The 26,160-nt window shown below is 42.1% G+C and carries 20 protein-coding genes; 16 read left to right on the top strand and 4 right to left on the bottom strand.

All coding sequences use genetic code 11. The annotated features are described in order from the left end of the window. The first annotated feature begins 219 nt into the window (after window positions 1-219). The 10 genes from BN8908_RS09915 (at window position 220) to BN8908_RS09870 (ending at window position 9,699) form a co-directional block, all read left to right on the top strand. Complete coding sequence (locus BN8908_RS09915; protein ID WP_068690333.1) at window positions 220-939, top strand: MBL fold metallo-hydrolase; 720 nt, start codon at window positions 220-222, stop codon at window positions 937-939. A 51-nt stretch (window positions 940-990) separates the two neighbouring features. Then, window positions 991-1,368 carry a VOC family protein gene (locus tag BN8908_RS09910; protein ID WP_021987523.1) on the top strand — a complete coding sequence of 126 codons (378 nt, stop codon included), beginning with the start codon at window positions 991-993 and terminating at the stop codon, window positions 1,366-1,368. 133 nt (window positions 1,369-1,501) lie between these two features. After that, window positions 1,502-2,158 (top strand): fructose-6-phosphate aldolase, encoded by a 657-nt coding sequence (gene fsa / locus BN8908_RS09905; protein ID WP_021987524.1) that lies wholly within the window; start codon window positions 1,502-1,504, stop codon window positions 2,156-2,158. A 92-nt stretch (window positions 2,159-2,250) separates the two neighbouring features. Continuing rightward, window positions 2,251-2,856 (top strand): L-threonylcarbamoyladenylate synthase, encoded by a 606-nt coding sequence (locus tag BN8908_RS09900; RefSeq protein WP_021987525.1) that lies wholly within the window; start codon window positions 2,251-2,253, stop codon window positions 2,854-2,856. A gap of 208 nt (window positions 2,857-3,064) precedes the next feature. Beyond that, window positions 3,065-4,381 (top strand): TolC family protein, encoded by a 1,317-nt coding sequence (locus tag BN8908_RS09895; RefSeq protein ID WP_068690332.1) that lies wholly within the window; start codon window positions 3,065-3,067, stop codon window positions 4,379-4,381. 26 nt (window positions 4,382-4,407) lie between these two features. After that, the gene (locus tag BN8908_RS09890; RefSeq protein ID WP_068690329.1) at window positions 4,408-5,613 is read left to right on the top strand and encodes an efflux RND transporter periplasmic adaptor subunit; all 1,206 of its coding nucleotides are present in this window, start codon (window positions 4,408-4,410) and stop codon (window positions 5,611-5,613) included. Window positions 5,614-5,767: 154 nt separating this feature from the next. Further along, window positions 5,768-6,508, top strand: coding sequence for an ABC transporter ATP-binding protein (locus BN8908_RS09885; RefSeq protein WP_021987528.1), 741 nt, complete (start codon window positions 5,768-5,770; stop codon window positions 6,506-6,508). A gap of 116 nt (window positions 6,509-6,624) precedes the next feature. After that, entirely contained in the window at window positions 6,625-7,845 is a 1,221-nt protein-coding gene (locus BN8908_RS09880) for an ABC transporter permease (RefSeq protein ID WP_068690327.1), read from the top strand. 87 nt (window positions 7,846-7,932) lie between these two features. After that, window positions 7,933-8,976 (top strand): sensor histidine kinase, encoded by a 1,044-nt coding sequence (locus tag BN8908_RS09875; RefSeq protein ID WP_068690325.1) that lies wholly within the window; start codon window positions 7,933-7,935, stop codon window positions 8,974-8,976. 9 nt (window positions 8,977-8,985) lie between these two features. After that, the gene (locus BN8908_RS09870; protein WP_068690323.1) at window positions 8,986-9,699 is read left to right on the top strand and encodes a LytR/AlgR family response regulator transcription factor; all 714 of its coding nucleotides are present in this window, start codon (window positions 8,986-8,988) and stop codon (window positions 9,697-9,699) included. Window positions 9,700-9,770: 71 nt separating this feature from the next. Here the strand turns inward: BN8908_RS09870 and BN8908_RS09865 are convergent, their stop codons facing one another. After that, window positions 9,771-11,777, bottom strand: coding sequence for a DUF4954 family protein (locus BN8908_RS09865; protein ID WP_021987532.1), 2,007 nt, complete (start codon window positions 11,775-11,777; stop codon window positions 9,771-9,773). A 943-nt stretch (window positions 11,778-12,720) separates the two neighbouring features. On the opposite strand from BN8908_RS09865, the gene BN8908_RS09860 reads away from it, so the two are divergent. Beyond that, the gene (locus tag BN8908_RS09860) at window positions 12,721-13,827 is read left to right on the top strand and encodes a DUF4434 domain-containing protein (protein WP_068690321.1); all 1,107 of its coding nucleotides are present in this window, start codon (window positions 12,721-12,723) and stop codon (window positions 13,825-13,827) included. 35 nt (window positions 13,828-13,862) lie between these two features. Beyond that, complete coding sequence (locus BN8908_RS09855) at window positions 13,863-15,260, top strand: sugar porter family MFS transporter (RefSeq protein ID WP_068690319.1); 1,398 nt, start codon at window positions 13,863-13,865, stop codon at window positions 15,258-15,260. Between the two features lie 69 nt (window positions 15,261-15,329). On the opposite strand, the gene BN8908_RS09850 is transcribed toward BN8908_RS09855, so the two are convergent. Continuing rightward, window positions 15,330-16,703 (bottom strand): sensor histidine kinase, encoded by a 1,374-nt coding sequence (locus BN8908_RS09850; RefSeq protein ID WP_082989245.1) that lies wholly within the window; start codon window positions 16,701-16,703, stop codon window positions 15,330-15,332. 6 nt (window positions 16,704-16,709) lie between these two features. After that, window positions 16,710-17,411, bottom strand: coding sequence for a response regulator transcription factor (locus tag BN8908_RS09845; protein WP_021987561.1), 702 nt, complete (start codon window positions 17,409-17,411; stop codon window positions 16,710-16,712). A gap of 300 nt (window positions 17,412-17,711) precedes the next feature. Here BN8908_RS09845 and BN8908_RS09840 point away from each other — a divergent pair, with 300 nt between their 5' ends. Beyond that, entirely contained in the window at window positions 17,712-20,213 is a 2,502-nt protein-coding gene (locus tag BN8908_RS09840) for a TonB-dependent receptor (protein WP_068690317.1), read from the top strand. An 85-nt stretch (window positions 20,214-20,298) separates the two neighbouring features. On the opposite strand, the gene BN8908_RS09835 is transcribed toward BN8908_RS09840, so the two are convergent. After that, the gene (locus BN8908_RS09835) at window positions 20,299-20,991 is read right to left on the bottom strand and encodes a hypothetical protein (RefSeq protein WP_021987559.1); all 693 of its coding nucleotides are present in this window, start codon (window positions 20,989-20,991) and stop codon (window positions 20,299-20,301) included. 310 nt (window positions 20,992-21,301) lie between these two features. Between BN8908_RS09835 and BN8908_RS09830 the strand changes: the two genes are divergently transcribed. The 3 genes from BN8908_RS09830 (at window position 21,302) to BN8908_RS09820 (ending at window position 26,158) form a co-directional block, all read left to right on the top strand. After that, window positions 21,302-21,721 (top strand): DUF6769 family protein, encoded by a 420-nt coding sequence (locus tag BN8908_RS09830; RefSeq protein WP_021987558.1) that lies wholly within the window; start codon window positions 21,302-21,304, stop codon window positions 21,719-21,721. Between the two features lie 123 nt (window positions 21,722-21,844). Further along, on the top strand, window positions 21,845-22,993 hold the full coding sequence (locus BN8908_RS09825) for an efflux RND transporter periplasmic adaptor subunit (protein WP_068690316.1): 1,149 nt from the start codon (window positions 21,845-21,847) through the stop codon (window positions 22,991-22,993). A 54-nt stretch (window positions 22,994-23,047) separates the two neighbouring features. After that, window positions 23,048-26,158, top strand: coding sequence for an efflux RND transporter permease subunit (locus BN8908_RS09820; protein ID WP_068690314.1), 3,111 nt, complete (start codon window positions 23,048-23,050; stop codon window positions 26,156-26,158). Window positions 26,159-26,160 lie beyond the last annotated feature (2 nt).

Below are 26,160 nucleotides of genomic sequence, written 5' to 3'. Positions count from 1 at the left end.
TTTTAGGCGGAACATACCATTCTCGCTGTACAGAGAAAGAAGAACCGTAGATCAGAATAAATCGGCATTTCAGGATGGAGCGATCGAAAAGTGTCAGTTGCGGATCAATAATTCCGCTTAAACCGGCGGATATGGCCTGTTTACAATTAAATCCGTTTTTACATTTGTCGGTATTGATTTTTGAGCTAATTTTGATAAGACTACAATATAGAATCGGTTATGAAGCTTATTTATGTATACCACAGTGGTTTTATACTCGAGAATGACAATATCGTCGTTGTGATCGATTATTATAAAGACAGCGGTTGGAAGGGAAAAGAGGGAACTGTTCATGAATATTTGAGGAATACGGAGAAAAGAATGTATATACTCGCTTCCCACGCACACCCCGATCATTTTAATCCGGAGATATTCGGTTGGTCGGAGAAGAAAAATCTTCGTTATATCCTTTCTTCGGACATACGAAAAGGAAATAAAGAGTGGGAAGATGATGTGGTTTGGTTGGATAAGGGAGAAACATGGCAGGATGATTTCTTACGGATTAAAGCATATGGATCGACGGATGTCGGCATTTCTTTTTTATTGCATACAGAGGGGAAGCGTATATTTCATGCCGGAGATTTGAATAACTGGCATTGGAGAGAGGAATCTACCGAACAGGAAGTGGAAGAAGCGGAAAAAGCTTTTTTGCGGGAAGTGGCTGTTTTGGCAAAGGATGCCGATTTTTTGGATTTGGCGATGTTTCCGGTTGATCCTCGTTTGGGAGCGGATTATATGTCAGGCGCAAAACAGTTTATAGATCGTATTCCGGTCCGGAAATTTGTTCCGATGCATTTTTGGGAAAGGTATGCGAAAGCAAATGCTTTTCGGGAATATGCGGAGAATCATGGAACGGAATTCATTGTATTGACACATCCCGGCATGTCGGTTGAATTTTAAGTTATTTTTCTTTTCGGGAGAGGCTATAAACAGGAATTAAAAATAAAAGTTATGGAAATCAAGAGCAGGTTTGATCATTTCAATTTTAATGTATTGGATTTGGACAAAAGTATTGCCTTTTATAATAAGGCTTTGGGATTGAAAGAAATACGTCGTAAAGTGGCGGCAGACGGTTCTTTTATATTGGTATATCTGGGGGATGGGGAGACCGGTTTTTCGTTGGAATTGACATGGCTTAAAGATCGTAAAGAACCTTATGATTTGGGAGAAGGAGAATATCATCTGTGTCTTCGGGTAGCCGGAGATTATGAGCAGGTACGTGCTTATCACAGGGAGATGGGATGTATCTGTTATGAAAATGTGCAGATGGGGTTGTATTTTATCTGTGATCCGGATGGCTATTGGATTGAAATATTACCTCAGAAGTAGGTTGCAAACGGAGTTTAGAACCTAATAAAGAAATATTTCTCCTCTTCTGCCGTTTTTTAGGGATAAAATCATAATTTTGTTTCGTCACTAACGCTAACGTATGCGGACTTTTTTAATTAATAAAATCTAAACTATGAAATTTTTTATAGATACAGCAAACTTAGATCAAATCCGGGAAGCAAACGAGCTTGGAGTTTTAGACGGTGTTACAACAAATCCTTCTTTAATGGCGAAAGAGGGTATTAAAGGAGAGGAAAACTGCAAAAAGCATTATGTCGAAATTTGCAAGATTGTCAATGGAGATGTAAGTGCAGAGGTGATCGCTACCGATTATGAGGGAATGATTAAAGAGGGAGAGGAATTGGCTGCTTTGCATCCGAATATAGTTGTAAAAGTTCCCTGTATTGCAGACGGAATCCGGGCCATTAAATATTTTACCGGAAAAGGGATCCGTACCAACTGTACGTTGGTATTTTCTCCGGGACAGGCATTGTTGGCTGCGAAAGCCGGTGCAACTTATGTTTCTCCTTTTGTAGGGCGTTTGGATGATATTGCCAGTGATGGCGTTGAGTTAGTGGTGAAGATTGTAGATATGTATGGTTATTATGGATTTAAAACGCAGGTGTTGGCTGCTTCGATACGGTCAACGCAGCATATCATTCAATGTATGGAAGCCGGAGCAGATGTTGCTACTTGCCCGTTAGCAGCAATCAAGGGATTGTTAAAGCATCCCTTGACAGATAGTGGTTTGGCAAAGTTTTTGGAGGACTATCAGAAAGTAAATTCATAATTTTTGCCGGATTCCGGCAAAAGAGTCTCAAGGGCACCGGTCTGGAATAGGCTTGATGACTTTGAGACTCTTTGACTTTGAGACTCTATATTATGCTGATTAAATTATTTGAAGATAATCCCAATGAAAGGGATATCCTCAAAATTGTAAGTCTGCTGCGAAAAGGCGGAATCATTATTTATCCGACGGACACTGTATATGCTATCGGGTGTGATATCAATAACGTAAAAGCTGTCCAGCGGATTGCTGCATTGAAGGGGATAAAGCCGGAAAAAGCCAGTTTTTCGATGATATGCCGGGATTTGAGTAATATTGCGACCTATGCTAAGGTGAGCGATGAGGTTTTCAAAATAATGAAACGTTGCCTTCCCGGGCCTTTTACATTTATATTGAATGCGACGACAAAGCTGCCTAATGTTCTGATGAATCGCAGAAAAACGATTGGAATCAGAATTCCGGCCAATTATATCGCAATGGCTATTGTGGAGGAATTGGGTAATCCTTTGCTTACGACTTCGGTGCATGATGATGACGAAATTGTCGAATATACGACAGATCCGGAATTGATTCACGAGAAATATTGCAGATCGGTCGATTTGGTTATCGATGGCGGCTATGGGCATAATGTAGCTTCTACAGTTGTGGATTGTACGGGAGATGAGCCGGAAATTATCCGGCAGGGGATCGGAGAGTTGTAAGCGGTTATAATGAATTATAGTGAATGTCGGTGTTCTTGCGTAGAATACCGGCATTTTTTATAACGGGGTGTCGTATATCCTGTTCTTCAGATGTGGTTTGATAGGTAAAAAAGGGAAATCAGTCGATAAATAGCTGGCCTGTGTCGAATAAAATTGTCCTTAAAATGATCGCTTTCTATTTTTGTTTGTATAAAATACAATAAAAGATATGAAAGGGGTTATAACTTCGATAATGATTTGGCTGGCATTTTCCCCTGTAGGGGTAAAAGCCCAGGATAAACCGGAAGAGTGGAATTTGTCAAGGTGTATCCGATATGCCCGCGAGCAAAATATCCAGGTGAAGAAAAGCAAAATCTCTTTGGAGGAGAACCGGGAGCAGTATTTGAAAAGTAAAGCACAATTATTCCCTTCTCTTTCCTTCTCAAGTTCGCACAATTGGGTAAATCGTCCGAAGTCCGTGGAGGCTGACGAGAACAGTTATAGTGGAAATTACGGATTCAGTTCTTCCGTTGCCTTGTATCAGGGAGGACAATTACGAAAACAGGTTCGTCAGCAGGAATTACAGAATCAGATACAGGAACTGTATATCCGGGAAGCTGAAAACAATATAGAGATCGCAATCACGGAAAGTTTCTTGCAGGTATTATATGCGATGGAATCAGTCGGAATCAATAAAAACACCGAAGAAGTTTCCAGACAACAGTGTGAGCGTGCCCGGCAGTTGTATACGGCCGGTTCGATTTCGAAAAGCGATTTGGCCCAACTGGAATCCCAGTACAGCACCGATAAGTATCAAACGGTGGCGGCCCGGGCGACTTTAGAGGAAAACAGGTTGTCTTTAAAGCAATTGCTTGAATTGAATATAATGGACGATATCCGTTTGAATATTCCTTCTCTGTCGGAGAGCGATGTATTGAAACTATTACCGTCGAAACAAGAGGTATATACGGCGGCATTGGATTTTATGCCGGAAATTGCGGGGAGCCGTTTGTCGGTAGTGTCAGCACAGAGCGATGTTGCTATTGCAAAGGCCGGTTATCTTCCTTCTTTGAATTTGACGGCAGGTATAGGTACAAGTCATGTTTCCGGTTCCGGTTACTCTTTTTCAGATCAGTTAAGGCATAATTTCAACGAGAGTGTAGGAGTTACTCTGAGCGTACCCATTGCCGGTAACCGTAAGAACAAATCGGCAGTAAAACTGGCTCAATTGAGTGTCGAAAATGCAGAATTGGATTATTTAAATTCCCAAAAGGAGTTGTTGAAAACCGTTGAGACGGTGTATTTGGATGCCCTGTCTTCGCAAAATCGTTATAAAGCTGCCATGGAAAGCGTAAAGGCTGCCATGCAGAGTTATAGCCTGGTGGAAGAACAGTTTAATCTCGGCATGAAAAATACGGTAGAATTGTTGACTGAAAAAAATAATTTGCTGGCAGCACAACAAGAATTGGTACAAGCCAAATATATGGCTGTATTGAATTTACAATTGCTGAATTTTTACCAGGGAAAAGGGATACAGTTGAATTAATTAAAGAAATCGATAAATAAAACGATATGAAAATGAAAAAGATTGTTTTAGGAATTGCCGGAGTAGCGGTTATCGGAGTTGTCTGCTATTTTTTTCTGGGAGCTTCGCCCGGGAGAGCACTCAGCTGGGAGACAACACAGGTGAAAAGAGAACGTATTTCGAATATGGTCTCTGCAACAGGAACGGTTGAGCCGGTGACGAAAGTCGATGTCGGTACCCAGGTATCCGGAATCGTAGATAAAATTTACGTCGATTACAATAGTGTCGTAAAAAAAGGGCAGTTGATAGCAGAAATGGATAAAGTGACTTTACAGGCCGAACTGGAATCACAGGAGGCTCAATTGGCGAATGCCAAGGCCGAATATGATTATCAGCAGAAAAATTATGCCCGGAGCAAGGTACTTTTTGAGAAAAAACTGATCAGTGATACCGATTACGAGAGTGCGACCTATAATTACGAAAAAGCGAAAAGCACTTATGACAAATCCAAAGCAGATATTGTAAAGGTAAGGCGTAATCTGGGGTATGCTGTGATAACCAGTCCGATTGACGGTGTCGTGATCAGCCGGGAAGTGGAAGAAGGACAGACGGTTGCTGCCGGTTTCGAAACACCGACTTTGTTCACAATTGCTAAAGATTTGACGGAGATGCAGGTAATTGCGGATGTAGATGAGGCCGATATCGGTCAGGTGATGGACGGACAGCGGGTGACATTCTCTGTAGATGCCTATCCGAACGATATTTTTGAGGGAGTGGTAACTCAGGTACGCCTGGAAGCGACTGTCGAGTCGAACGTCGTGACTTATGAAGTCGTTATCAGCGCACCGAATCCCGATCTAAAGCTGAAGCCGGGATTGACGGCGACGGTATCTATTTATACCCTGGAAAAGAACGGTGTGCTGACAATTTCTCCGAAGGCCCTGAAGTTTGTCCCCGATTATCAGGTTGCTGAAGCAAGCGGAGTTATTTTGGAACCGGTACAGGTAGAAAATCCGGCATTGCAAAAAACGGTGTGGGTGAAGAAAGGAGATACGTTGGAACAGAAAGAGGTTCGGTTAGGTACTTTGTTGACCTCTGTTGTGGAGGTGGTAAACGGCTTGCAGGAAGGAGAGGAGGTCGTGATCGGGATGCAAACGGGTAAACCGGCTATGGGGCCTCCGCAAACCGGAGAAACCGAATCCAGTCCGTTTATGCCTAAACCGCCGGGAAGCGATAAGAAAAATAAAAAGTAAGAGACGACAGATTGATGGCAGATAAAAGGAGAGAGGCCTGGAAACAAGGTGAAAAGTAATAACAGGTAATTTGCGATCGCCTAAATGTGTTTCATAATTGTAAATGAGTGGTTTGTTGGGGATAGCCGGAAAGACAGATAAATATAAATGAGTGATGAATGCGATTATAGAATTAAAGGATATCAAACGGGATTTTGTTGTAGGAGATGAAATTGTTCACGCTTTGCGCGGAATATCATTTTCCATACAGGCCGGAGAGTTTGTCACGATCATGGGGACAAGCGGTTCGGGAAAGTCTACATTGCTGAATCTTCTGGGATGTCTGGATACTCCGACGACAGGCGAGTATTGGCTGGATGGCTATTCGGTACGGCAGATGGGAAAGAACGAGCGGGCGGAACTGCGGAATCATAAGATCGGTTTTGTTTTTCAATCTTATAATTTGTTACCTAAGACAACAGCCATTGAGAATGTTGAATTGCCGTTGATGTATAATGCGGCTGTTTCAGCCAAAGAGCGGGAACGCCGGGCTATTGAAGCTTTGAATGCTGTTAGTCTGCAGGACCGGCTTTACCATAAATCGAATCAGATGTCGGGGGGACAGCAGCAACGTGTGGCCATTGCCCGGGCTTTGGTTAATGATCCGGTATTGATATTGGCGGATGAGGCAACGGGGAATCTGGATTCCCGTACTTCTTTTGAAATTCTGACGTTGTTTCAGGATTTACATGCCCGTGGGCGTACCATCGTGTTTGTGACACATAATCCGGAGTTATCGGCTTACAGCAGTCGGACCATTGTTCTGAAAGACGGGCATGTGATACAGGATACCCGGAATGAACATATCGCTTCAGCTAAGGAAACATTGGCTGCCCTACCGAAAACGGATGACTGATACCGGTTTGAGAAATTACCGGGGATGAACGGTATTGCCGTGAGGATTTCCGGTTTTAATAATGAAAAAGAGTAACCCGGTCTGTGGCGACGGGGATACGCAGAAACGGAGAAGATATGAATTTTACAAACTTATTCAGAATAGCTTTAAAAGCTTTGGGAAACAATAAGATGAGGGGATTCCTGACGATGTTGGGAATTATCATCGGTGTCGCTTCGGTGATCACTATGCTCGCTATCGGTCAGGGATCTAAACGCAGTATCAAGGCGCAGATTTCTGAGATGGGGTCTAATATGATTATGATTCATCCGGGAGCAGATATGCGTGGAGGAGTACGTCAGGACCCCGCCGCCATGCAGAGCCTGAAATTAGAAGATTATAAAGCGATTGTGAATGAAACACGCTATGTGGCAGCTTGTTCTCCTTCCGTGAGCAGTAGTGGACAGACGATTTTCGGAGCGAATAATTACCCGACTTCCATTTATGGGGTGACTCCGGATTACCTGGACATCCGGAAATATTCAATAGCAGAAGGTGATATGTTCGGAGAACAGGACATTGTGAGTTCTGCTAAGGTATGCGTGGTCGGAAAAACCATTGTGGAGAATCTTTTTAACAACGGAGAGAATCCGATCGGTAAGATCATCCGTTTTGGTAAGATACCTTTTCGTATTATCGGCGTATTGACATCTAAAGGTTACAATACAATGGGGATGGATCAGGACGATCTGATTTTAGCACCTTACACCACGATTCAAAAACGTGTTCTGGCCATCACCCATTTACAGAGTATCTTTTGTTCTGCATTGAGTGAAGGGCAGACAGAGGATGCCGAGGAAGAGATTTCGAGTATTTTACGGCGTAATCACAGATTGAGGGATACAGATGATGACGATTTCAATATCCGTTCGCAACAGGAATTGAGTTCGATGATGAATTCGACCTCAGATATGATGACGGTGTTGTTGGCTTGTATTGCCGGAATTTCGTTGTTGGTGGGGGGTATCGGAATTATGAATATTATGTATGTATCCGTGACCGAGAGAACCCGGGAGATCGGTCTGCGGATGTCTATCGGGGCAAAAGGCAGGGATATTCTGGCGCAATTTCTGATAGAGGCGATTTTGATTAGCGTGACAGGGGGACTGATCGGAGTTGTTTTCGGTATCGGAGCTTCCTGGACGGTGAAGCTGTTCGCAGGCTGGCCGGTATATGTAGAATGGTATTCCGTCATACTTTCTTTTGTTGTATGTACGGTAACGGGTATATTTTTCGGTTGGTATCCGGCACAGAAGGCTTCCGGACTGGACCCGATAGAAGCTATCCGTTATGAGTAGTGGGCGGAGGTAAATCCCGAAGGGAGATGAATGTATAAAAGAAATTATTATTTTTGAGACAGGCTTTTGTCGGGTAAAAATTGTATGATGGAACAAGTAAAGGATAGGTCGAAATTATTTTGGCTGATACATGTGATCGGTTGGGGTATTATGTTCGGTTTTCCCCTGTTTTTTGCAACACGGGAGGGAAATGCTATAACCTGGCGTTGGTTTTTAGGATATGCCTTTGTACCGCTGGCTTTTATGATTGTTTTTTATACGAATTATTTTTGGCTGATCCGGCGGGTTTTGTTTCGTAAGAAATTATGGCGGTATATTTTTCTGAACCTTTTGCTCATATCGATTATATGCGTATGTCTGGATGCGTGGATGACTTATCATTTTACACATTTTGCGGAAAAAACGGTTTCAACACATCCGGGACCTCCAAAACTGCTGTTTATTTCGCGTGATTTTGTGTTGATGGCTTTGACAGCCGGTTTAAGCGTAGCTATCCGGGTGACCGGGAACTGGTATCGTTCTGAAACAGAACGAAAGGAGCTGGAACGGGAGCATGCCGAAGCGGAATTAAAAAATTTGAAGAATCAGTTGAATCCGCACTTTCTTTTCAATACGCTTAATAATATTTATTCTTTGATTGCTTTCAGTCCGGAAAAGGCACAACATGCCGTACATGATTTGAGCCGGTTGTTACGTTATATGCTGTATGAGAATAATCAGACATACGTTCCTTTTATGAAGGAAATCGAATTTGTGAATAATTATATTGCCTTGATGAAAATACGGCTACCGGAAAGGGTACACATCGGGACCGATATTTATGCGGAAAGCGATCCCGAAGTGGCCCCTTTGTTATTTATTACTTTGGTGGAAAATGCTTTTAAACACGGGGTTCATCCGGTAGGAGAGTCTTTTATACATGTAAATTTACATACTATTGGGGAACGGGAAATTATTTGCCGGGTAGAAAACAGTTATTTCCCGAAAGCGGAAAACGATAAGAGCGGGTCGGGGATCGGATTGGAAAATTTACGGAAGCGTCTGGCTTTGCTTTATCCGGGGCGATACGAGCTCGGAATGGAAGTGAAGGAAGGACGTTTTATTGCAGAGTTGAAATTGAATACGTTGTAAATCGGGGGTATGAATCTGACTTGTTGTATTATCGATGATGAGCCTTTGGCTTTGGAGTTGATGGAGAGTTATGTGGCAAAGACTCCTTTTTTGAAGTTGGCCGGTAAATTTTCCAGTGCTTTGGAAGCTATGGAAAAAGTAGGCTGGAGAGATATCGATTTGATTTTTCTGGATATTCAGATGCCTGAATTGAACGGGATGGAGTTTTCCCGGATCGTAGGAGAACATGTCCGGATTATTTTTACGACGGCTTTCGAACAGTATGCGGTGGATAGCTATAAGGTGAATGCTTTGGATTATTTGCTGAAGCCGATCAGTTATCCTGACTTTTTACAGGCTGCCAATAAGGCTTTGCAATGGTATGAGATGGTTCGTCGTATACCGGAGGAAGAAAAATTAAAGAGTATATTCGTGAAAACGGATTACAAACTGCTACAGATAGAATTGGACCGTATTCTATATGTAGAAGGATTGAAGGATTATGTCAAAATTTATCTGGAAGGAGAGGGCCAACCTATCGTTCCGTTGATGAGCCTCAAAGCTCTCGAGGAAATATTGCCTTCTTCCGATTTTATCCGGGTACATCGCTCGTTTATTGTCCGGGCCGATAAAATCCGGGTTGTAGAGCGAAACCGGATTGTTTTCGGTAAACAATATATCCCGGTTTCGGATTCTTATAAAGATAAATTTATGACTTTGTTGAATCGGGGAGGGATAAAGTAGGTTTTGATTTTAGATTTTAGATTTTAGATTGGGATCTGAAGCAGAGGGGAAAATGGAAAGGCTGTTCCAATTTACGTTTGGCAGTCTGTATGTATTTTTTCCATGCGTTCGATCAGTTCATTCCCCAATGCCGTTTTGTCGGAGATGTGATGACGGACGGTTTCTACAAAAGGATTGCTTTCAAAATCACCTCTGACTTGTTCGAAGTCCATCTGTTTTTGATGATTTGTACCGTCTACCCCAAAACCGGTTTGGGCCATTAATGAAAATTCTTTCCGGGCATCGTTATAAAGCATTTCATCCAGTGATATGACGGCTTCTTTCCATATATTTACGATACGGATGATATCCTGAGCCGTGATTGAGTCGGGAGAGATATCATACCATTTCTGTATGGTATCCCAAGCCCAGGTCCATTCCAGGGTATAGTAATCACGGTGTAAGGCTTCCAAAAAAGAACAGATTTGTTCTACCGAATCGATTTCTCCGTTTTCAATGGCGGTAATCAGATTTTCTATTTCCTTTTGCGGAACAATCAGTCCTGCAAGATCGATCCATTCTCCAGCCCCTTTGGAGGTATCCGGTTTGAGGCGTGAACGTATTTCTTCATTTGTCCGGAACCGGATGTTTTCAAGACGTTTTATTAACGAGTTACCCAAAAATTTGTTGATGGCCTTGGCATATAAAACGATGCCTTTTTCCAGTGAACTGTTTTTGATCCGGGCACTTTGGTAGGAGTATTCTTCGGAAGTTTCGCCCGATACGGAACGAAGGGAATGCAGTACTTCGATACCGGCGATCATTTTGCGTATGGTGTATGGGCTAAGTAAATTGAAATTGATATAATCCAATTTGCAGGGATCGGTACGTTTGTCCCGTTTGGGCCATTTCAGTGCATCACGAATTGTTCCGACGCTTCGTAGATTCACTCCCGGAACCAGATACGTCTGGTTATTTTTTTCAATCAGATAGGAAAACGGAAGGTCGGAGGTATCGGGATGATTTACATGGCGTCCCATGATTAAGGAAAATGCTCCGATTTTGGCCGGCCACAGTATATATGAATCGCTGGTAGTCTTAGATCCCCGCTCTACAATTCCCTGATGTATCGGTCCCAGTTTATAGAGATGGTTACTCTGGTTCGAACCGCTTCCGGCGTTCAGGAACGAAAACATACCGGCAATCAACAGACTGGATTTGTGCATCGTTACGGTATATGGACCGGCAAATACGGCGCAGGCTTCTCCGTTTTCTCCCTGGCAATTGCTGAAAAATAAAGAATCATGAGCCGAGAACAAATGTCCCAGATGACAGGCTTGTCCGATAAAGCAGCGCACCAATGTTGCCCCGTCTGTAATACTGGTGCCGGAAGCGATGATGAAATCTTCGGCGACAACGTTATGCCCGATATAGACCGGAGCGGTTTCGTTACTGTTTATTGTCCCGTTTTTTAGTCGGGAAGCACCGTCAATCGTACATTTGTCGCCGATTATGACGTTACGGATACTACCGCTGCTGACAATGGTGACACCCCGGCCGATCGATCCTGTTTCAGAGCTATGTTTTTCGGTGTATCGGTCGATCAGCCGTTTTAATTTTTCAGTTAATACGGGAAGATGGCGGTATAAAGCTATAATATATGCCAGATGTGCGGATAATTCATTGAAGATCGGAACTTCACGTCCTCCGGTTTCATTCAGCACGGAAACCGGTGTTCCGTTTCCGAAACTACTTTTCTGTTCGACGACGATGAGGTTTACATTCTGGATGAAACAATCGTCACCGATGGTGTAGTTGGCAATATAATTCGGTATGTTTTCGATTAATACATTGTTCCCGATACGACAATTGTGCAGTGTCGCATAATATATGCCGGAATGTTTGCAGAGTCCTCCGTCCAAATGGAACGATTGGGAAAATTCACCCAAATAGATATCTCCGGAAAACCGGACATTTGAAATGTAGTCGGTAGTGAAATGAGGGGCTACTTTTATGTGATTCCAGTCGGTAGCAGTACAATTTTGTTTTTTTAATGTGATTATTTCTTCTTGGGTAAGCGGTCTGTATATTTCGTTCATATTCTTCTTTTTTGTGGTCTTAAAGATAATACATTCTCGACTTTCAACCAGATGTTTTTGTAAATATTTAAATGCTAACGTTTGATATAGAATGAGTTGTGTATTATTTTATAAAACACTCGTTCTCTATGCATATAATTTTACGAAGCCGGTGAAACTATGTATAAAATATTTTGCAATAAAATAAAAATGACACACTGGGACGGACTCATTGTGTAATTTACGATTTTTGATTTTTGATTTACGATTGGGGAGATTGCTGATTTGTAGAAGGTTTTAGAAGAGGTGGTTTATGATTTTAAATTTTAGATTTTAGATTTTAAATTACAAAATGGGTATGAAGAAAATAACACATTGGGACGGACTCATTGTGTAATTTACGATTTTTGATTTTTGATTTACGATTGGGGAGATTGCTGATTTGTAGAAGGGTTTAGAAGAGGTGGTTTATGATTTTAAATTTTAGATTTTAGATTTTAAATTACAAAATGGGTATGAAGAAAATAACACACTGGGACGGACTCATTGTGTAATTTACGATTTATGATTTTTGATTTACGATTGGGGAGATTGCTGATTTGTAGAAGGGTTTAGAAGAGGTGGTTTATGATTTTAAATTTTAGATTTTAGATTTTAAATTGTAAAATGGGTATGAAGAAAATAACACACTGGGACGGACTCATTGTGTAATTTACGATTTATGATTTTTGATTTACGATAGGATCAGTGGATTCTGCAGATGTATTTTCAGGTTGAAATGAGCGATTATTGATTTGGGATGAGATGGAATTGTAAATAATTAAACATCATAAATAATTAAACCATACATTGAATATCAGTGGGTGATACTGTAGGATATTAGTAAAAAAGTGTATGTAATCCTTGTTTTTTAATAAATATGTATATCTTTGTGTGGCTGAATTATTAAAAAAATTCAATAAATATGTGTGCAAAAATAAATAATCGTCGGGATTTTCTAAAACAAATGGCAGTGGCTGGGGCTTCTGCATTGGTTGTACCGTCTGTACTGGGTGGATGTGCGGGTGCTGTTGCTAAATCAAAAGAAACGGAGTCGGCTTTGTTGGCTTCCGGTGATCTGATCGTACCTAAAAATAACGGTTTGCAGATAACCGGAACTTTTTTGGATGAGATTTCTCATGATATTCCTCATCAAAATTGGGGAGCCAAGGAATGGGATGCGGATTTCGGATATATGAAAGCAATAGGGATAGATACGGTCATTATGATTCGTTCGGGTTATCGGAAATTTATTACTTATCCTTCGAAATATTTATTGAAGAAAGGGTGCTATATGCCGTCGATGGATTTGCTGGACTTATTTTTACGTTTGGCGGATAAGCACGGGATGAAGTTTTATTTCGGTCTTTATGATTCAGGTAAATATTGGGATACGGGTGATTTAAGCTGGGAAGTAGAGGATAACAAGTATGTAATAGATGAGGTATGGGAAGATTACGGTTCTAAGCATAAGAGTTTCGGAGGTTGGTATATCAGCGGGGAGATCAGCCGCAAGACAAAAGGGGCTATCGGGGCTTTTCATGTGATGGGTAAGCAGTGTAAAGAAGTTTCCGGTGGATTGCCTACATTTATTTCTCCCTGGATAGATGGAAAAAAGGCCGTGATGGCGAGCGGAAATACTTTGACAAAAGCAGATGCCGTGTCGGTGCAGGAACATGAACGGGAGTGGGGAGAAATTTTTTCGGGTATTCATGACGTTGTAGATGCTTGTGCTTTTCAGGACGGACATATCGATTACGATGAGCTGGATGCTTTTTTTGAGGTAAATAAAAAATTGGCAGATAAATACGGTATGCAGTGTTGGACGAATGCCGAATCTTTCGACCGGGATATGCCGATCCGTTTTCTTCCGATTAAATTCGATAAGCTGCGTTTGAAGTTGGAAGCTGCAAAACGAGCCGGATACGATAAAGCGATTACCTTTGAATTTTCACATTTTATGAGTCCGCAGTCAGCCTATCTGCAAGCCGGTCATTTGTACGACAGATACCGGGAGTATTTTGAGATTTGATTCTGGATAAATAAAATTAAAGTAGAGATATTGATATGAAATCAGGGATAAACATCGGTTATATTGTTTTTCTGGCTGTTGTGGCTGCTTTGGGTGGATTTCTTTTCGGTTACGATACGGCTGTCATTTCCGGGACCATAGCTCAGGTGTCCCAGCTTTTTTCATTAGATGCCATAGAGCAGGGGTGGTATGTAGGGTGTGCTTTGGTCGGGTCGATTGTCGGCGTGTTGTGTGCCGGAGTGATGAGTGATTATTTGGGGAGAAAGCGAACAATGCTTATTTCGGCTGTTTTATTTACCGTATCAGCAGTCGGTTGTGCCGTGTGTGGGAATTTTAATCAGTTGGTCGTATATCGGATTATCGGAGGTGTGGGTATAGGTGTTGTTTCTATTATTTCACCTTTATATATATCGGAGATTTCCGTTGCCTGTTACCGGGGGCGTTTGGTCTCTTTGTATCAGTTGGCTGTAACCGTCGGTTTCCTCGGGGCTTATTTGGTCAATTATGCGTTACTGAACAATGCTTCTGTTGGTAGTGTATCGGGAGAATCCTTATGGAATCAGGTTTTTTATACAGAAGTATGGAGAGGTATGCTGGGGATGGAAGCCTTGCCGGCTATCTTGTTTTTTGGGGTTATATTTTTTATTCCGGAAAGTCCCCGTTGGCTGATTCTTCGCCGGCATACGGAGTCTGCCCATCGTATTCTGAAACGGATTTACGGTTCGGATGAAATGGCCGGAGAGGAGTTGAACGCTACCCGGGAAGTTGTGAAGAGTGCAACAAAATCCGAATGGAAATTGATTTTGAAACCCGGGATACTGAAAGCTGTCCTGATTGGAGTCGGTATTGCTATACTCGGGCAATTTATGGGAGTGAATGCCGTATTGTATTACGGACCGGCTATTTTTGAAAGCAGTGGCTTGTCCGGAGGAGATTCCTTGTTTTACCAGGTAATGGTGGGGGTTGTAAATATGCTGACCACTGTATTGGCATTGGTGATTATCGATAAAGTCGGACGAAAACAATTGGTATACTACGGTGTTTCGGGTATGATCCTGTCTTTGATACTGATTGCATTTTATTTTACGATGGGAGAAAACCTGGGGATTTCCAGTATTTTCCTGTTGATTTTTTTCTTGTTTTATATTTTTTGCTGTGCCGTATCGATTTGTGCTGTGATTTGGGTATTGCTTTCAGAAATGTATCCGATAAAAGTACGGGGAATAGCGATGTCTATTGCCGGTTTTTCCTTGTGGATAGGAACCTATCTGATCGGTCAGTTAACTCCTTGGATGTTACAGCATCTCAGTCCGGCCGGAACATTTTTATTATTTGCAGTTATGTGCGTGCCTTATATGCTTATTATTTGGAAGCTGGTTCCGGAAACTACCGGTAAATCATTGGAAGAAATTGAAAAAATGTGGGAAAAGTGATGATGATTTGAGTTTATTTTAGTATTAGGTGTATCGGGGGAAGGCTTTCAGGGCTTTCCCCCGGTATTATTATAATATCGGTAAATAAATGGAGGTTCGGAATCCGGAGGGGGTGTTGGTTGAGAAGGTAATGTTGCCGCTGTGCATTTTTATGATCTGGCATACGATGTAAAGCCCTAATCCGTGTTCCTGGCCTGAAAGGAGAGTGGAGTCCGCTTCTTTACCCTGGATTTTTTTTAGTTTTTCCAGTAATGTATTTTGTAATCCGATTCCGTCATCTGTAATTGATATTTTACACTGGTGATCGGTCCGTTCCAGCCGGAATGTGATGGTGCATCCGGTCGGATTGTGTCTTATGCTGTTTAATAATAAATTGTAGATACTTCGTTTCAGCAGATTGGGAGAACCGTTTATTTGTGTCGTTTGAACGGATTTATTGATTTCAATATGTATCGGATAATTTTCATCGGCATAATCGTTTAGAAATTCGGCTATAATTTTGCGGCAGAAAGGAGCGATACCGAAGATTTCGCGTTGTATGAGGCGGTCGTCGTGTTCCAGACGGGAAGATAGGTTCAGGTCACTGATCAGTTCCCGTAATCTGACAGCCTGGTTACGTATGATTGTGGCTTTTTGGATTACATCTTCCGGCAGCGATTTATCGGTTTCGATTTGTCCGGAATATCCCAGAATGGAGGCCAAAGGTGTCCGGATGTCGTGTGAAACTCCTGCCAGCCAGTTTTCCCGCACTGTTGCCCTTTTCTTTAGTAATGCAGAAGTCCGGTTAAGGTAAGCGGCAATTTCCGAAAAGGTCCCTTTTTCTTTCACATGCAGGTCTTTACCGTCAGCAACATCCTGTAATCCTTTTAGGATAGGGCGCATAGAGCGGAATGTCCGTCGTTCGAAGAAATAGAAGACGAGCAACAGGGTAATTAACTGAATGATATAAGAAGACAGGGTGAGCCAGGGCATATCCCGGATTAAGCTAGCCGGTAAATAACCCCGTAAAGGCGTATACCGCTCTTTCGGCATGCCGATCATAATCAGTCCGTCGTCGTGTGTCCATATAAAGGTTGGGTAGCCTTTCAGGTAGTTTTTGGAGGATAAAGCGATTTCCGATAGGGTGTAATGTGTAGGGATATTGTCTGGAAGCGCATGACTCCAGATGACATTTCCGTTATTGTTGTCTACGAGTATTGCCCATGTATCGGATTCGTCCAGGATACGAATGCCGGTGCTGTCCAATTGAATGGAGTCGTTGTTATGGTAAAGCCCTTTGCTTACTGTTCTGAGTATCTCCGAAGGGGTGTGACGTGAGAATTGTACATAAAAGTAATAACCGAAAATCAATACATAAGTAAGAATACCTGATATGAACAGGAAAAGCATCATCAGAAGTGTCTGACGTATGGTTCTTTTGGCTAGTTTCTGGAATCCTTTCATAAGTTGTTATACCATTAATTTGTAACCGAGACCTCTGACGGTAATCAGTGAATCTGGAGCAGAGGGGTTGATTTCTATTTTTTCCCGGATTCGGCGGATGTGTGCCATCAGGGAATTTTCATATCCGTATAAATTGTCCCCCCAGGCTGCATTACAGAGGGCATCGATTGTAACAATCCGGTTCGCTGCTTTGCTTAGTGTGGTGAGGATGGCATGTTCTTTTGCTGTCAGAGGAAATATTTCTCCTTGCCGGATTACTTCCGCTTTCTCAAAATCGATAACAGCGTGAGCCAATTGCAGCTGTGATTTATCGTTTTTATAACAGCGTCGCAGAATAGCTGTAATCCGCAATATCAATTCTTTAGGTAAAAAAGGCTTTACCATGTAATCGTCGCCGCCGGCATCCAGTCCGGCATATATATCTTCCGGCTGATCACAGGCCGTCAGGAAAAGAACAGGGATATCGGAATTTTGTCGGATTTCATGTAATATATTGTATCCGTTTCCGTCCGGAAGCATGACGTCGAGTATAGCCAGGTCCGGCTGTTCCTTTCCGCATATTTCCAAGGCTCTTTTTACACAGTCGGCTGTTATGATATTATAAAATCCGGCTTCATGCAATATCCCTTCTGTCATTTTCAGTAATTGAGGTTCATCGTCAACCAATAATATCTTTTTGGCTTTCAAATGATCGGATATCTGGTTCATAGATTTTTTGTTCTTGTTATGACAAAGTTATACAATCTTCTGTTTTTAAACTATACCTGATCAGGATGGAAAAATCATGTAAGGAAATGTGATTGTGCTTAATGTGTTTTCAATCAGTGTTTTATATTGAGTGTGTAAGAAGGATGAGGCGAAAATGTAAGGTAAATGTAAGGAAGTTGTAAAGTCCGGGTAAGGTTGGTGTCGTATTTTTGTACAGGACCGATAGAGAAAGGTTATGCTTTCGGGGATTCGAAAATAGAGGGAAATGAATAAAAATGATTTAAAAATAAAATGATAGTTATGAAAAAGATGCTTTTTCTTTTGTGTATGATGTGTCCGTTGGTTTTGTTTGCACAAAGCGTTTATACGGTAAAGGGTATTGTCGTCGACTCGATTACGGGAGAAACCGAACCTTATGCAACCATCCGGGTACTGAAAAAAACGGATCTGAAAAATCCTGTCAAAATGTTGGTAACGGATGTAAACGGTATGTTTCAGTTTGAATTACAAACTCCCGGAGCCTATTTGTTTACTTTGACTTATGTTGGTCGGAAACCTTTGGAACAGGAGTTTCAGATAAAAGGTGACGAAAAGATAATCGATCTGGGAAAATTGAAAATCAGTAATGAATCGAATGAATTATCGGAAGCCGTTGTAAAAGTACAAAAGCAACTGGTAAAAAACGATGTAGATAAATTGTCTTACAGTGTGGCTGACGATCCCGATTCTAAAACAAATACGGCATTGGATATGCTTCGGAAGGTACCTCGTGTAACTGTTGACGGAGAAGATAATATCCGTCTGAACGGGAATACGAATTATCGGATCTTCATTAACGGTAAGCCATCCAATTTATTAACGAATAATCCGGGGCAGATTTTGAAAGGGATGCCCGCCAGCAGTATTAAAAATATAGAGGTAATCAGTAATCCGGGAGCCCGGTATGATGCGGAAGGAGTGGGTGGGATTATCAATATTGTAATGGGCGGTAGCGGAATGGAGGGGTTTATGGCGACTTTGAATGCTGGTGTGAACAGTTTTGGTACCAATGCCGGTGCATACATTTCGGCTAAAGCGGGAAAGTTGTCGTTATCGGCTAATTATGGGTACCAATACTATAAAGCTCCGGCTAATTTGGCTACTTCAATCCGGGAGGACCTGACCGATCCGGCCCGAAAATTCCTGTATACGAGGAATGAGATGAAACAACGTTTGCCCTTGCATTATGGCGTAATAGAGGCCAGTTACGAAATCGATTCGTTGAATTTACTGACTCTTTCCGGAAATTTGTACGGAGGGAATGTAAAAATGGATATGAATTCCCGCACCTGGATGAATAATAACAGCGGAGATCCGGTTTATGCTTATCGTCAGCAGGGAAAAGCAAATACGGATTTGGGAGCACAGACCGTTACCCTCGATTATCAGCATACGGCTCGTCGGAATAAACAGGAATTTTTTACGCTTTCCTACCGTTTCGATCGCACTCCTAAGAATTTCGGATCATTTTATCATATTTACGATTTGGAAGGAGACGATCCTTTTCTGAACCAATTGAGCCGTTACCAGGACAGGAGTAATGAGGCATCTACGCGGGAACATACGGTGCAGGGAGATTATGTCAATACTTTTGCTAAATTTCATACAATTGAAGCCGGGGTAAAGTATATTTTCAGAAATAACGACAGTAAAGGCGATTACCGGATTAAAGGGACGGAGGACGGAGACTGGCAGCCCGATCCGTTACAAAGTTCAGAGGATTACGAGCATTTGCAGCGTATAATAGCAGCTTATACCAGTTATGGTTTGAAATATCGTAAGATAGGCATGAAAGCCGGGATTCGTATGGAACATACGGCACAGAAGGTACGTTTTAACACGGATAAAGATGAAAATTTCGATGTAAACTTTACAGATGTTGTTCCTTCGGTGGTATTGTCCTGGCAGCCCGGTATGTTCCGGACCGTGCAGCTGACTTATAATATGCGTATCAGCCGTCCGGGAATCAGTTACCTGAATCCTTTCCGTCAAGTGATTACCCCTTTGGATGTCAGGTACGGTAATTCTGATCTGGAATCGGAGAAGAATCACAATGTAACCTTGAATTTCAGTAGTTTCTCCCAGAAGTTCAATATTAATCTGGCAGCTTTGTATAGTTTTACGAACAATAGCATCAATCAGTACCAGTTTATCGATGCCGATGGGGTGTTAAATACGACATACGGGAATATCGGCAACAATCAATCGGTCGGTATGACTGCTTTTGTGAATTGGAATGCCAGTCCCCGGGCCCGGATATATCTCAACGGAAATTTGAATTATGTAAAATACAGCAGCGGAAATCATGGAAATCCCTATACGAAAGGGATGAGTAACGAAGGAATGACCGGGAGTATTTATCTGGGTGCACAGCAAGGTTTCAATCATGGGTTTCGGTTGAGCCTGAACGGAGGTTATTTTTTGCCCGCTATCTCTTTGCAAGGAGAAGGGATGTCCGCCTATTATTATAGTGTGAGTCTGAATAAAGCCTTCCTGAAAGATCGTTTGAATCTGACATTGTCGGCAGCCAACTTTTTGGAAAAAGACCGCACTTATACGAATAAAACCCAGACTCCGTATTTACGGACAAAGGACGATTACCGAATGACCGTAAGATCGTTTGCCGTAAATGTATCCTGGCGTATCGGCAGTCTTTCCGAACGTGTGAAAAAAGTTTCCCGTACCATTACGAACGATGATGTAAAAAATATTCAGGAAAGCGGAGCAATGGGAGGAACCGGAAATATGGGAGGGAAGAAATAGATCGGATCGGTTGAAAAAGCAGTCCGGAACCTTTTACTTTCCGGACTGTTTGTATGAGGTAACGGGTTAGTATTGGTAATTGAAGTCAATTACTTTGTTTACCGATCTCGTTTATTATAGATTTAATTTCATTTTTACATTTCTCAAATTCGTCGGAGGATATCAGTGTATTGCCGGTATAAATGAATAGTCTGAAGACATTGTCATTGAGAGGGATGGAATAAAAATCGTAAACGCTGCCGTTTGTCCATTTTTCAAGGCTGATTTTGTCTATGTTATTTATCATGTGATTCAGGCCGTTTCCTTTTGTATTGGTATAGTTGTTCAGCTTATTGTCGATCAGACTGATGTTGCCGTACGTTTTGGATAACTCACTTAAAAAATCTTTGTCTTTTATGTATTGCATCAGTAAAGACGACTTAAGTACTTCGTATGAATCATTACTGGCAGCCAAAGAGTGCTTATCTCCGATGACTTTCATATACCTTTCAAGCGTATCGACCGGCAATTCTTCTATCTTATCGATATGCTGTTTGATGAGGTTATATATCCTTTGCTCTGTTTCCCATTTTTGTTGTGCCAGTCCGATCTGATGCAAATTTTTTTCCAACTCTATTTTAACGAGTGTCAATGCTCTTTTTACTTCATTGTGTTTTGTTCTGTCAGATATAATATTCGTTATTAAAAGCGTTATTAAAACGCCGATGATTACGATCGACAATTCTCTTGTGTATCTGGTAAAATCTGATACGATCCGTTTATTGTGTTTCTTTGACATATGAATATCGCTAAAATGCTTTATGTAATATTTCCGTAAAAATAGTATTTTATTTTATATGGTTTTCTTTTTCCGTGTAATATAAGGCTTCTTTGCTGTCATTGTTTTAGAACCATAAGTTCAGCTTTGAAGATGTAATAGGAGTAAGGAGTGGCTTTTTAGGTCGATCTGCGGTTAACAGACAGGCATTCCGTTGAATTACTCTTGAAATGTCTGTAGCACGAGTGTTTCCATACGATGGCAGGCTGTAAAGATTGCAACTTAGTTGCAGGTTTTCTCTTTTATTTTTACACCGTAATTAAGAAAAAGAATGAAACGTATATTTTCCATAGTACCCATAGTCATAGCGATCTTATCGATTGTGGTGATTTCTGCTATGCCGCATCATCACCACGGGGAGGTGTTGTGTACGGTCGTGGAAAGATGCGAACAGGACAATGCATATAATGATGAGCATACAGGACAGGAGTCCGGTGAAAGCAGGGAAATCAACTGCATTGCCGATGCGGAATATGTATTGTCCAATACAAACAAGGACGAGCTTGTTTCCTATAACGAGGGGTACTCCTTGTCTTTTTTTCTGTTTTTTTCCGCATTTACCGGATGCTTGGTTCGCGTTAGGGTGCAATTGTACCGGGAAGTTATGTACGGTGAATACGGAGTTTCCTGCACTTCGGCCTTACTCGGAGATAGCCGTGGTTTGCGAGCCCCTCCTTATTACTTTTTTTAAGGCACATCATTTTACCGATTACAGGTTTCTCTTTAGAGTTTTCAGGGAAAGTAATTTATCCACTTTTACTCCGGGTGTCAAATCGGTATACCCCATTCTGTTTAATTATAAAATAACAAAAAAATGAAAAAGTATATATTTATCATATTGACCTTGTCTGTCGCTTTAATGGCTTGCAATAATAAGCCGAATAATGAAAAAGCATCGTCTTCAGCAGAACTTCATGCACAGGGAGACGGTCATGAGCACGGCGATGAAATCTTTTTTTCAAAAGAACAATCTGAAGCAGTCGGATTGGTTGTACAAAGTATAAAACCGGAACTTTTCCATGAGGTAATCCGAACGAGCGGACAAATACAAGCGGCGCAGGGGGATGAAGCGACGGTCGTTGCCACTACCAACGGGATTGTCTCATTTCCGGGGCAGTCTGTCATAGAAGGTTCGGCGGTTACCAGGGGAGGGACTATTGTGACCGTTTCTGCTAAAAATCTGTACGAAGGGGATCCTGTGGCTAAGGCTAAAATTGCTTACGAGACGGCTTTGAAAGAGTTAAAACGTTCTGAGGGGTTGATTAAAGACAAGATTATCTCAGCCAAGGAATTCGAGCAAACACGTATGAGATACGAAAATGCCCGGACAGTTTACGAGGCTCAGGCGGCTAATGTGACTGTTGCCGGTGTGAAGGTTACGTCTCCCATTAGCGGTTATGTCAAGAGCAGATTGGTCGGTGAAGGAGAATATGTGTCCGTAGGACAGCCTGTTGCAGTTATTGCTCAAAATAAAAGATTGCAATTGAGAGCCGATGTTTCGGAAAATTATTTTAATGCGCTCAGAAAGATTACCAATGCAAATTTTGTCGTGTCTTACAATAATGAAGTCTATAAACTGTCGGATTTGAACGGTCGTTTGTTATCGTTCGGAAAAGCTTCGGATAAAACGTCGTTTTATATTCCCGTCATTTTCGAGTTTGATAACCGGGGGGATATTATACCCGGTTCTTACGTTGAAGTTTTTTTATTGGCTACACCCGAGAACGATGTACTCTCGATACCAACCTCGGCCCTGACGGAAGAACAAGGTGTGTATTTTGTCTATATACAGGTCGGAGAGGAGGAGTTTTTGAAACGTGAAATTGTCGTCGGAGCAAGTAATGGAGAAAAAGTTAGAGTTCTGTCCGGTTTAAAGCCGGGAGATAAAATCGTGATCAAAGGTGCTTATCAGGTGAAGCTGGCAGCAAATTCATCGGTAGTTCCGGAAGGCCATGGTCATTGATGAAACGGCAGGCATACAGAATGTTTGTGAAATTTCAATTAATAAGAAAAAATCATGCTGAATAAGATAATAGAATTTTCTCTGAACAACCGTATCGTTGTTCTCATAGGTGCCGTTTTGTTGATATTGGCCGGTACTTATACCGCTACAAACATGGAAGTCGACGTTTTTCCCGATTTGAATGCCCCTACAGTCGTCGTTATGACAGAGGCTAAAGGTATGGCACCCGAAGAGGTGGAACGTCTGGTTACATTTCCGGTGGAAACAGCAGTGAATGGTGCTACCGATGTACGTCGTGTCCGTTCTTCGTCTACAACCGGTTTTTCTATCGTATGGGTCGAATTTAACTGGGGAACCGACATTTACAGAGCCCGGCAGATTGTGTCTGAAAAGTTGGCTGTCGTAGGAGAAGTATTGCCCTCGAATGTGGGGAAGCCGACTTTAGGACCTCAGTCTTCCATATTGGGGGAACTGATGATTATCGGTTTGACGGCCGATACGACTTCCTTACAGGATTTGCGGACGCTGGCAGACTGGACGATTCGTCCCCGTCTGCTTTCTACCGGAGGTGTGGCGCAGGTTACAGTGTTGGGTGGAGATATCAAAGAATATCAGATACTTCTCGATCCCGGTAAAATGAAACATTACGGCATTGGCTTGGATGAAGTGATTGGAGTTGTCAAGGATATGAATCAGAATGCTTCCGGAGGTGTGTTGTATGAATTCGGGAATGAGTTTATTGTTCGTGGGATTCTGTCTACCAATAAAGTAGAGGCATTGCAAAAAGCGGTTATTAAAAATGTAAATGAAGTACCCATCGTCCTTGAAAATATTGCTGAAGTCAGGATCGGAGCCAAGGCTCCTAAACTGGGACTGGCGTCTGATCATGGAAAAGAAGCTGTGCTGATGACGATTACCAGGCAACCCGCTACGAGTACGCTGGAATTGACGGATCAATTGGATCGGTCGCTGGCCGAGTTACAAAAGACTTTGCCTAAAGATGTGAAGGTGACGACCGATATTTTTCGTCAGTCGCGTTTTATCAATAGTTCTATCGATAATGTACAAAAATCTTTGTATGAAGGAGGAATATTCGTAGTAATCGTTCTCTTTCTCTTTTTGATGAATATTCGTACAACGGTTATTTCGCTCATTACAATTCCACTGTCTGTTATTGTAGCTCTTGTTACACTGAAAATTATGGGGTTGACAATCAATACCATGAGCCTGGGGGGGATCGCCATTGCTATCGGTTCGCTGGTCGATGACGCTATTGTGGATGTTGAAAATGTTTTCAAACGGCTTCGCGAGAATCGTCAGAAGCCGGAAAAGGAACGGAAAAGTGTTATTACCGTTGTGTTCGAAGCTTCGAAAGAAGTACGTATGCCGATCCTGAATTCCACATTGATTATCGTGGCGAGTTTTGTGCCGTTGTTTTTTCTTTCCGGCATGGAAGGCAGAATGCTGGCTCCGCTGGGGATCACATTCGTTATTTCATTGTTTGCTTCTACTTTTGTCGCTCTTACCCTGACTCCCGTTCTTTGCACCTATTTGTTGGGGAATTCCAAAAGCAAAACGGAACGGGAACCTTATTTGGTGCGGAAACTGAAAAAGGGGTATGAGAGGGCTTTGGAATGGACGCTTTTGCATAAAAAAATCGTATTGGGAGGTATAAGTGTCGTTTTTGTTCTCGCTGTAATTATGCTCTCTTCCTTTGGACGCAGTTTTCTGCCCCCTTTCAACGAAGGTTCGTTTACGGTAAGCATCAGTACCTTGCCGGGAGTATCACTCGAAGAGTCGGACAAGATCGGTCGAATGGCGGAAAATATTCTTCTTTCCGTTCCGGAAATACAAACTGTGGGTCGTAAAACCGGACGTGCGGAATTGGACGAGCATGCTTTGGGAGTAAATACGTCGGAGATCGAGGCTCCTTTTATACTCGGTAAACGCTCGAAAGATGAGGTTCTCGCCGAAATCCGGGAGAAAATCAAAATGATTTCCGGTGTAAACATTGAGATCGGCGCTCCCATTACCCATCGTATCGATGCCATGTTGTCCGGTACAAGAGCGAATATTGCCATAAAGCTATTCGGTACGGACCTGAATAAAATGCATGAAATCGGTAAACGGATAAAAACTTCGATTCAGGATGTGAAAGGCATAGCTGATCTGAATGTGGAACAACAAGTAGAACGTCCTCAACTCCGGATTGAACCCAAGCGGGAAATGCTTGCCAAATACGGTGTTACACTTCCGCAATTTGCAGATATGGTAAATGTTATGCTGGGAGGTGAAGCTGTATCACAAGTGTATGAAGGAAATAAGTCGTTTGATCTTACCTTGAAGGTGAATGATGTGAGCCGTGAAAGTGCCGGACGTATCCGGCAGTTGATTGTCGATGCCAACGGACGGAAAGTTCCCTTGGAGAGTATTGCCGATGTCATTTCATCTACAGGTCCCAATACCATCAGTCGGGAAAATGTAGCCCGTAAGATTGTCGTTTCCGCTAATGTTTCAGGCCGGGATTTAAGGGGAGTAGTTAATGATATCCAGGCTAAAATCAGTAATGAAATCGATTTGCCGGAGGGCTATCATGTTGAATACGGCGGACAATTTGAGAGTGAGCAGGCGGCTTCACGCATCATACTTATTGCATCGATATTTTCTATCGTAATTATTTTCCTGTTGCTTTTTAAGGAATTCAGGAATGTAAAACAATCGTTGGTGATTTTGCTGAATCTGCCTCTGGCTCTTATCGGCGGGGTTATCAGTATTTATTTTACGAACGGTATTATGAGTATCCCGGCCATCATCGGTTTTATTTCCTTGTTCGGTATCGCTACCCGTAACGGAATGCTCTTGATAGACCGATACAATAGTTTGCGGGAATCGGGAATGTCTTTGCGTGAAAGTATTGTGCAAGGATCACTGGACCGTTTGAATCCGATCCTGATGACGGCGTTGACGTCGGGACTTGCATTAATACCTCTTGCTTTAGGAGGAGATCTGCCGGGCAATGAGATACAGAGTCCGATGGCGAAAGTCATTTTGGGTGGTTTGATGAGTTCCACGGTTTTGAATGGTTTTATTATTCCTATTATGTACTTGTACCTGAACCGGCATGGAGAGAAAAGATCAGAAACAACAGAATTAATTGAAAAGTAAAT

Source organism: Culturomica massiliensis (assembly GCF_900091655.1).
Lineage (GTDB): Bacteria > Bacteroidota > Bacteroidia > Bacteroidales > Marinifilaceae > Culturomica > Culturomica massiliensis.
The sequence above is the reverse complement of the archived record's forward strand: the minus strand, read 5'-3'. Positions and strand labels throughout refer to the sequence as shown.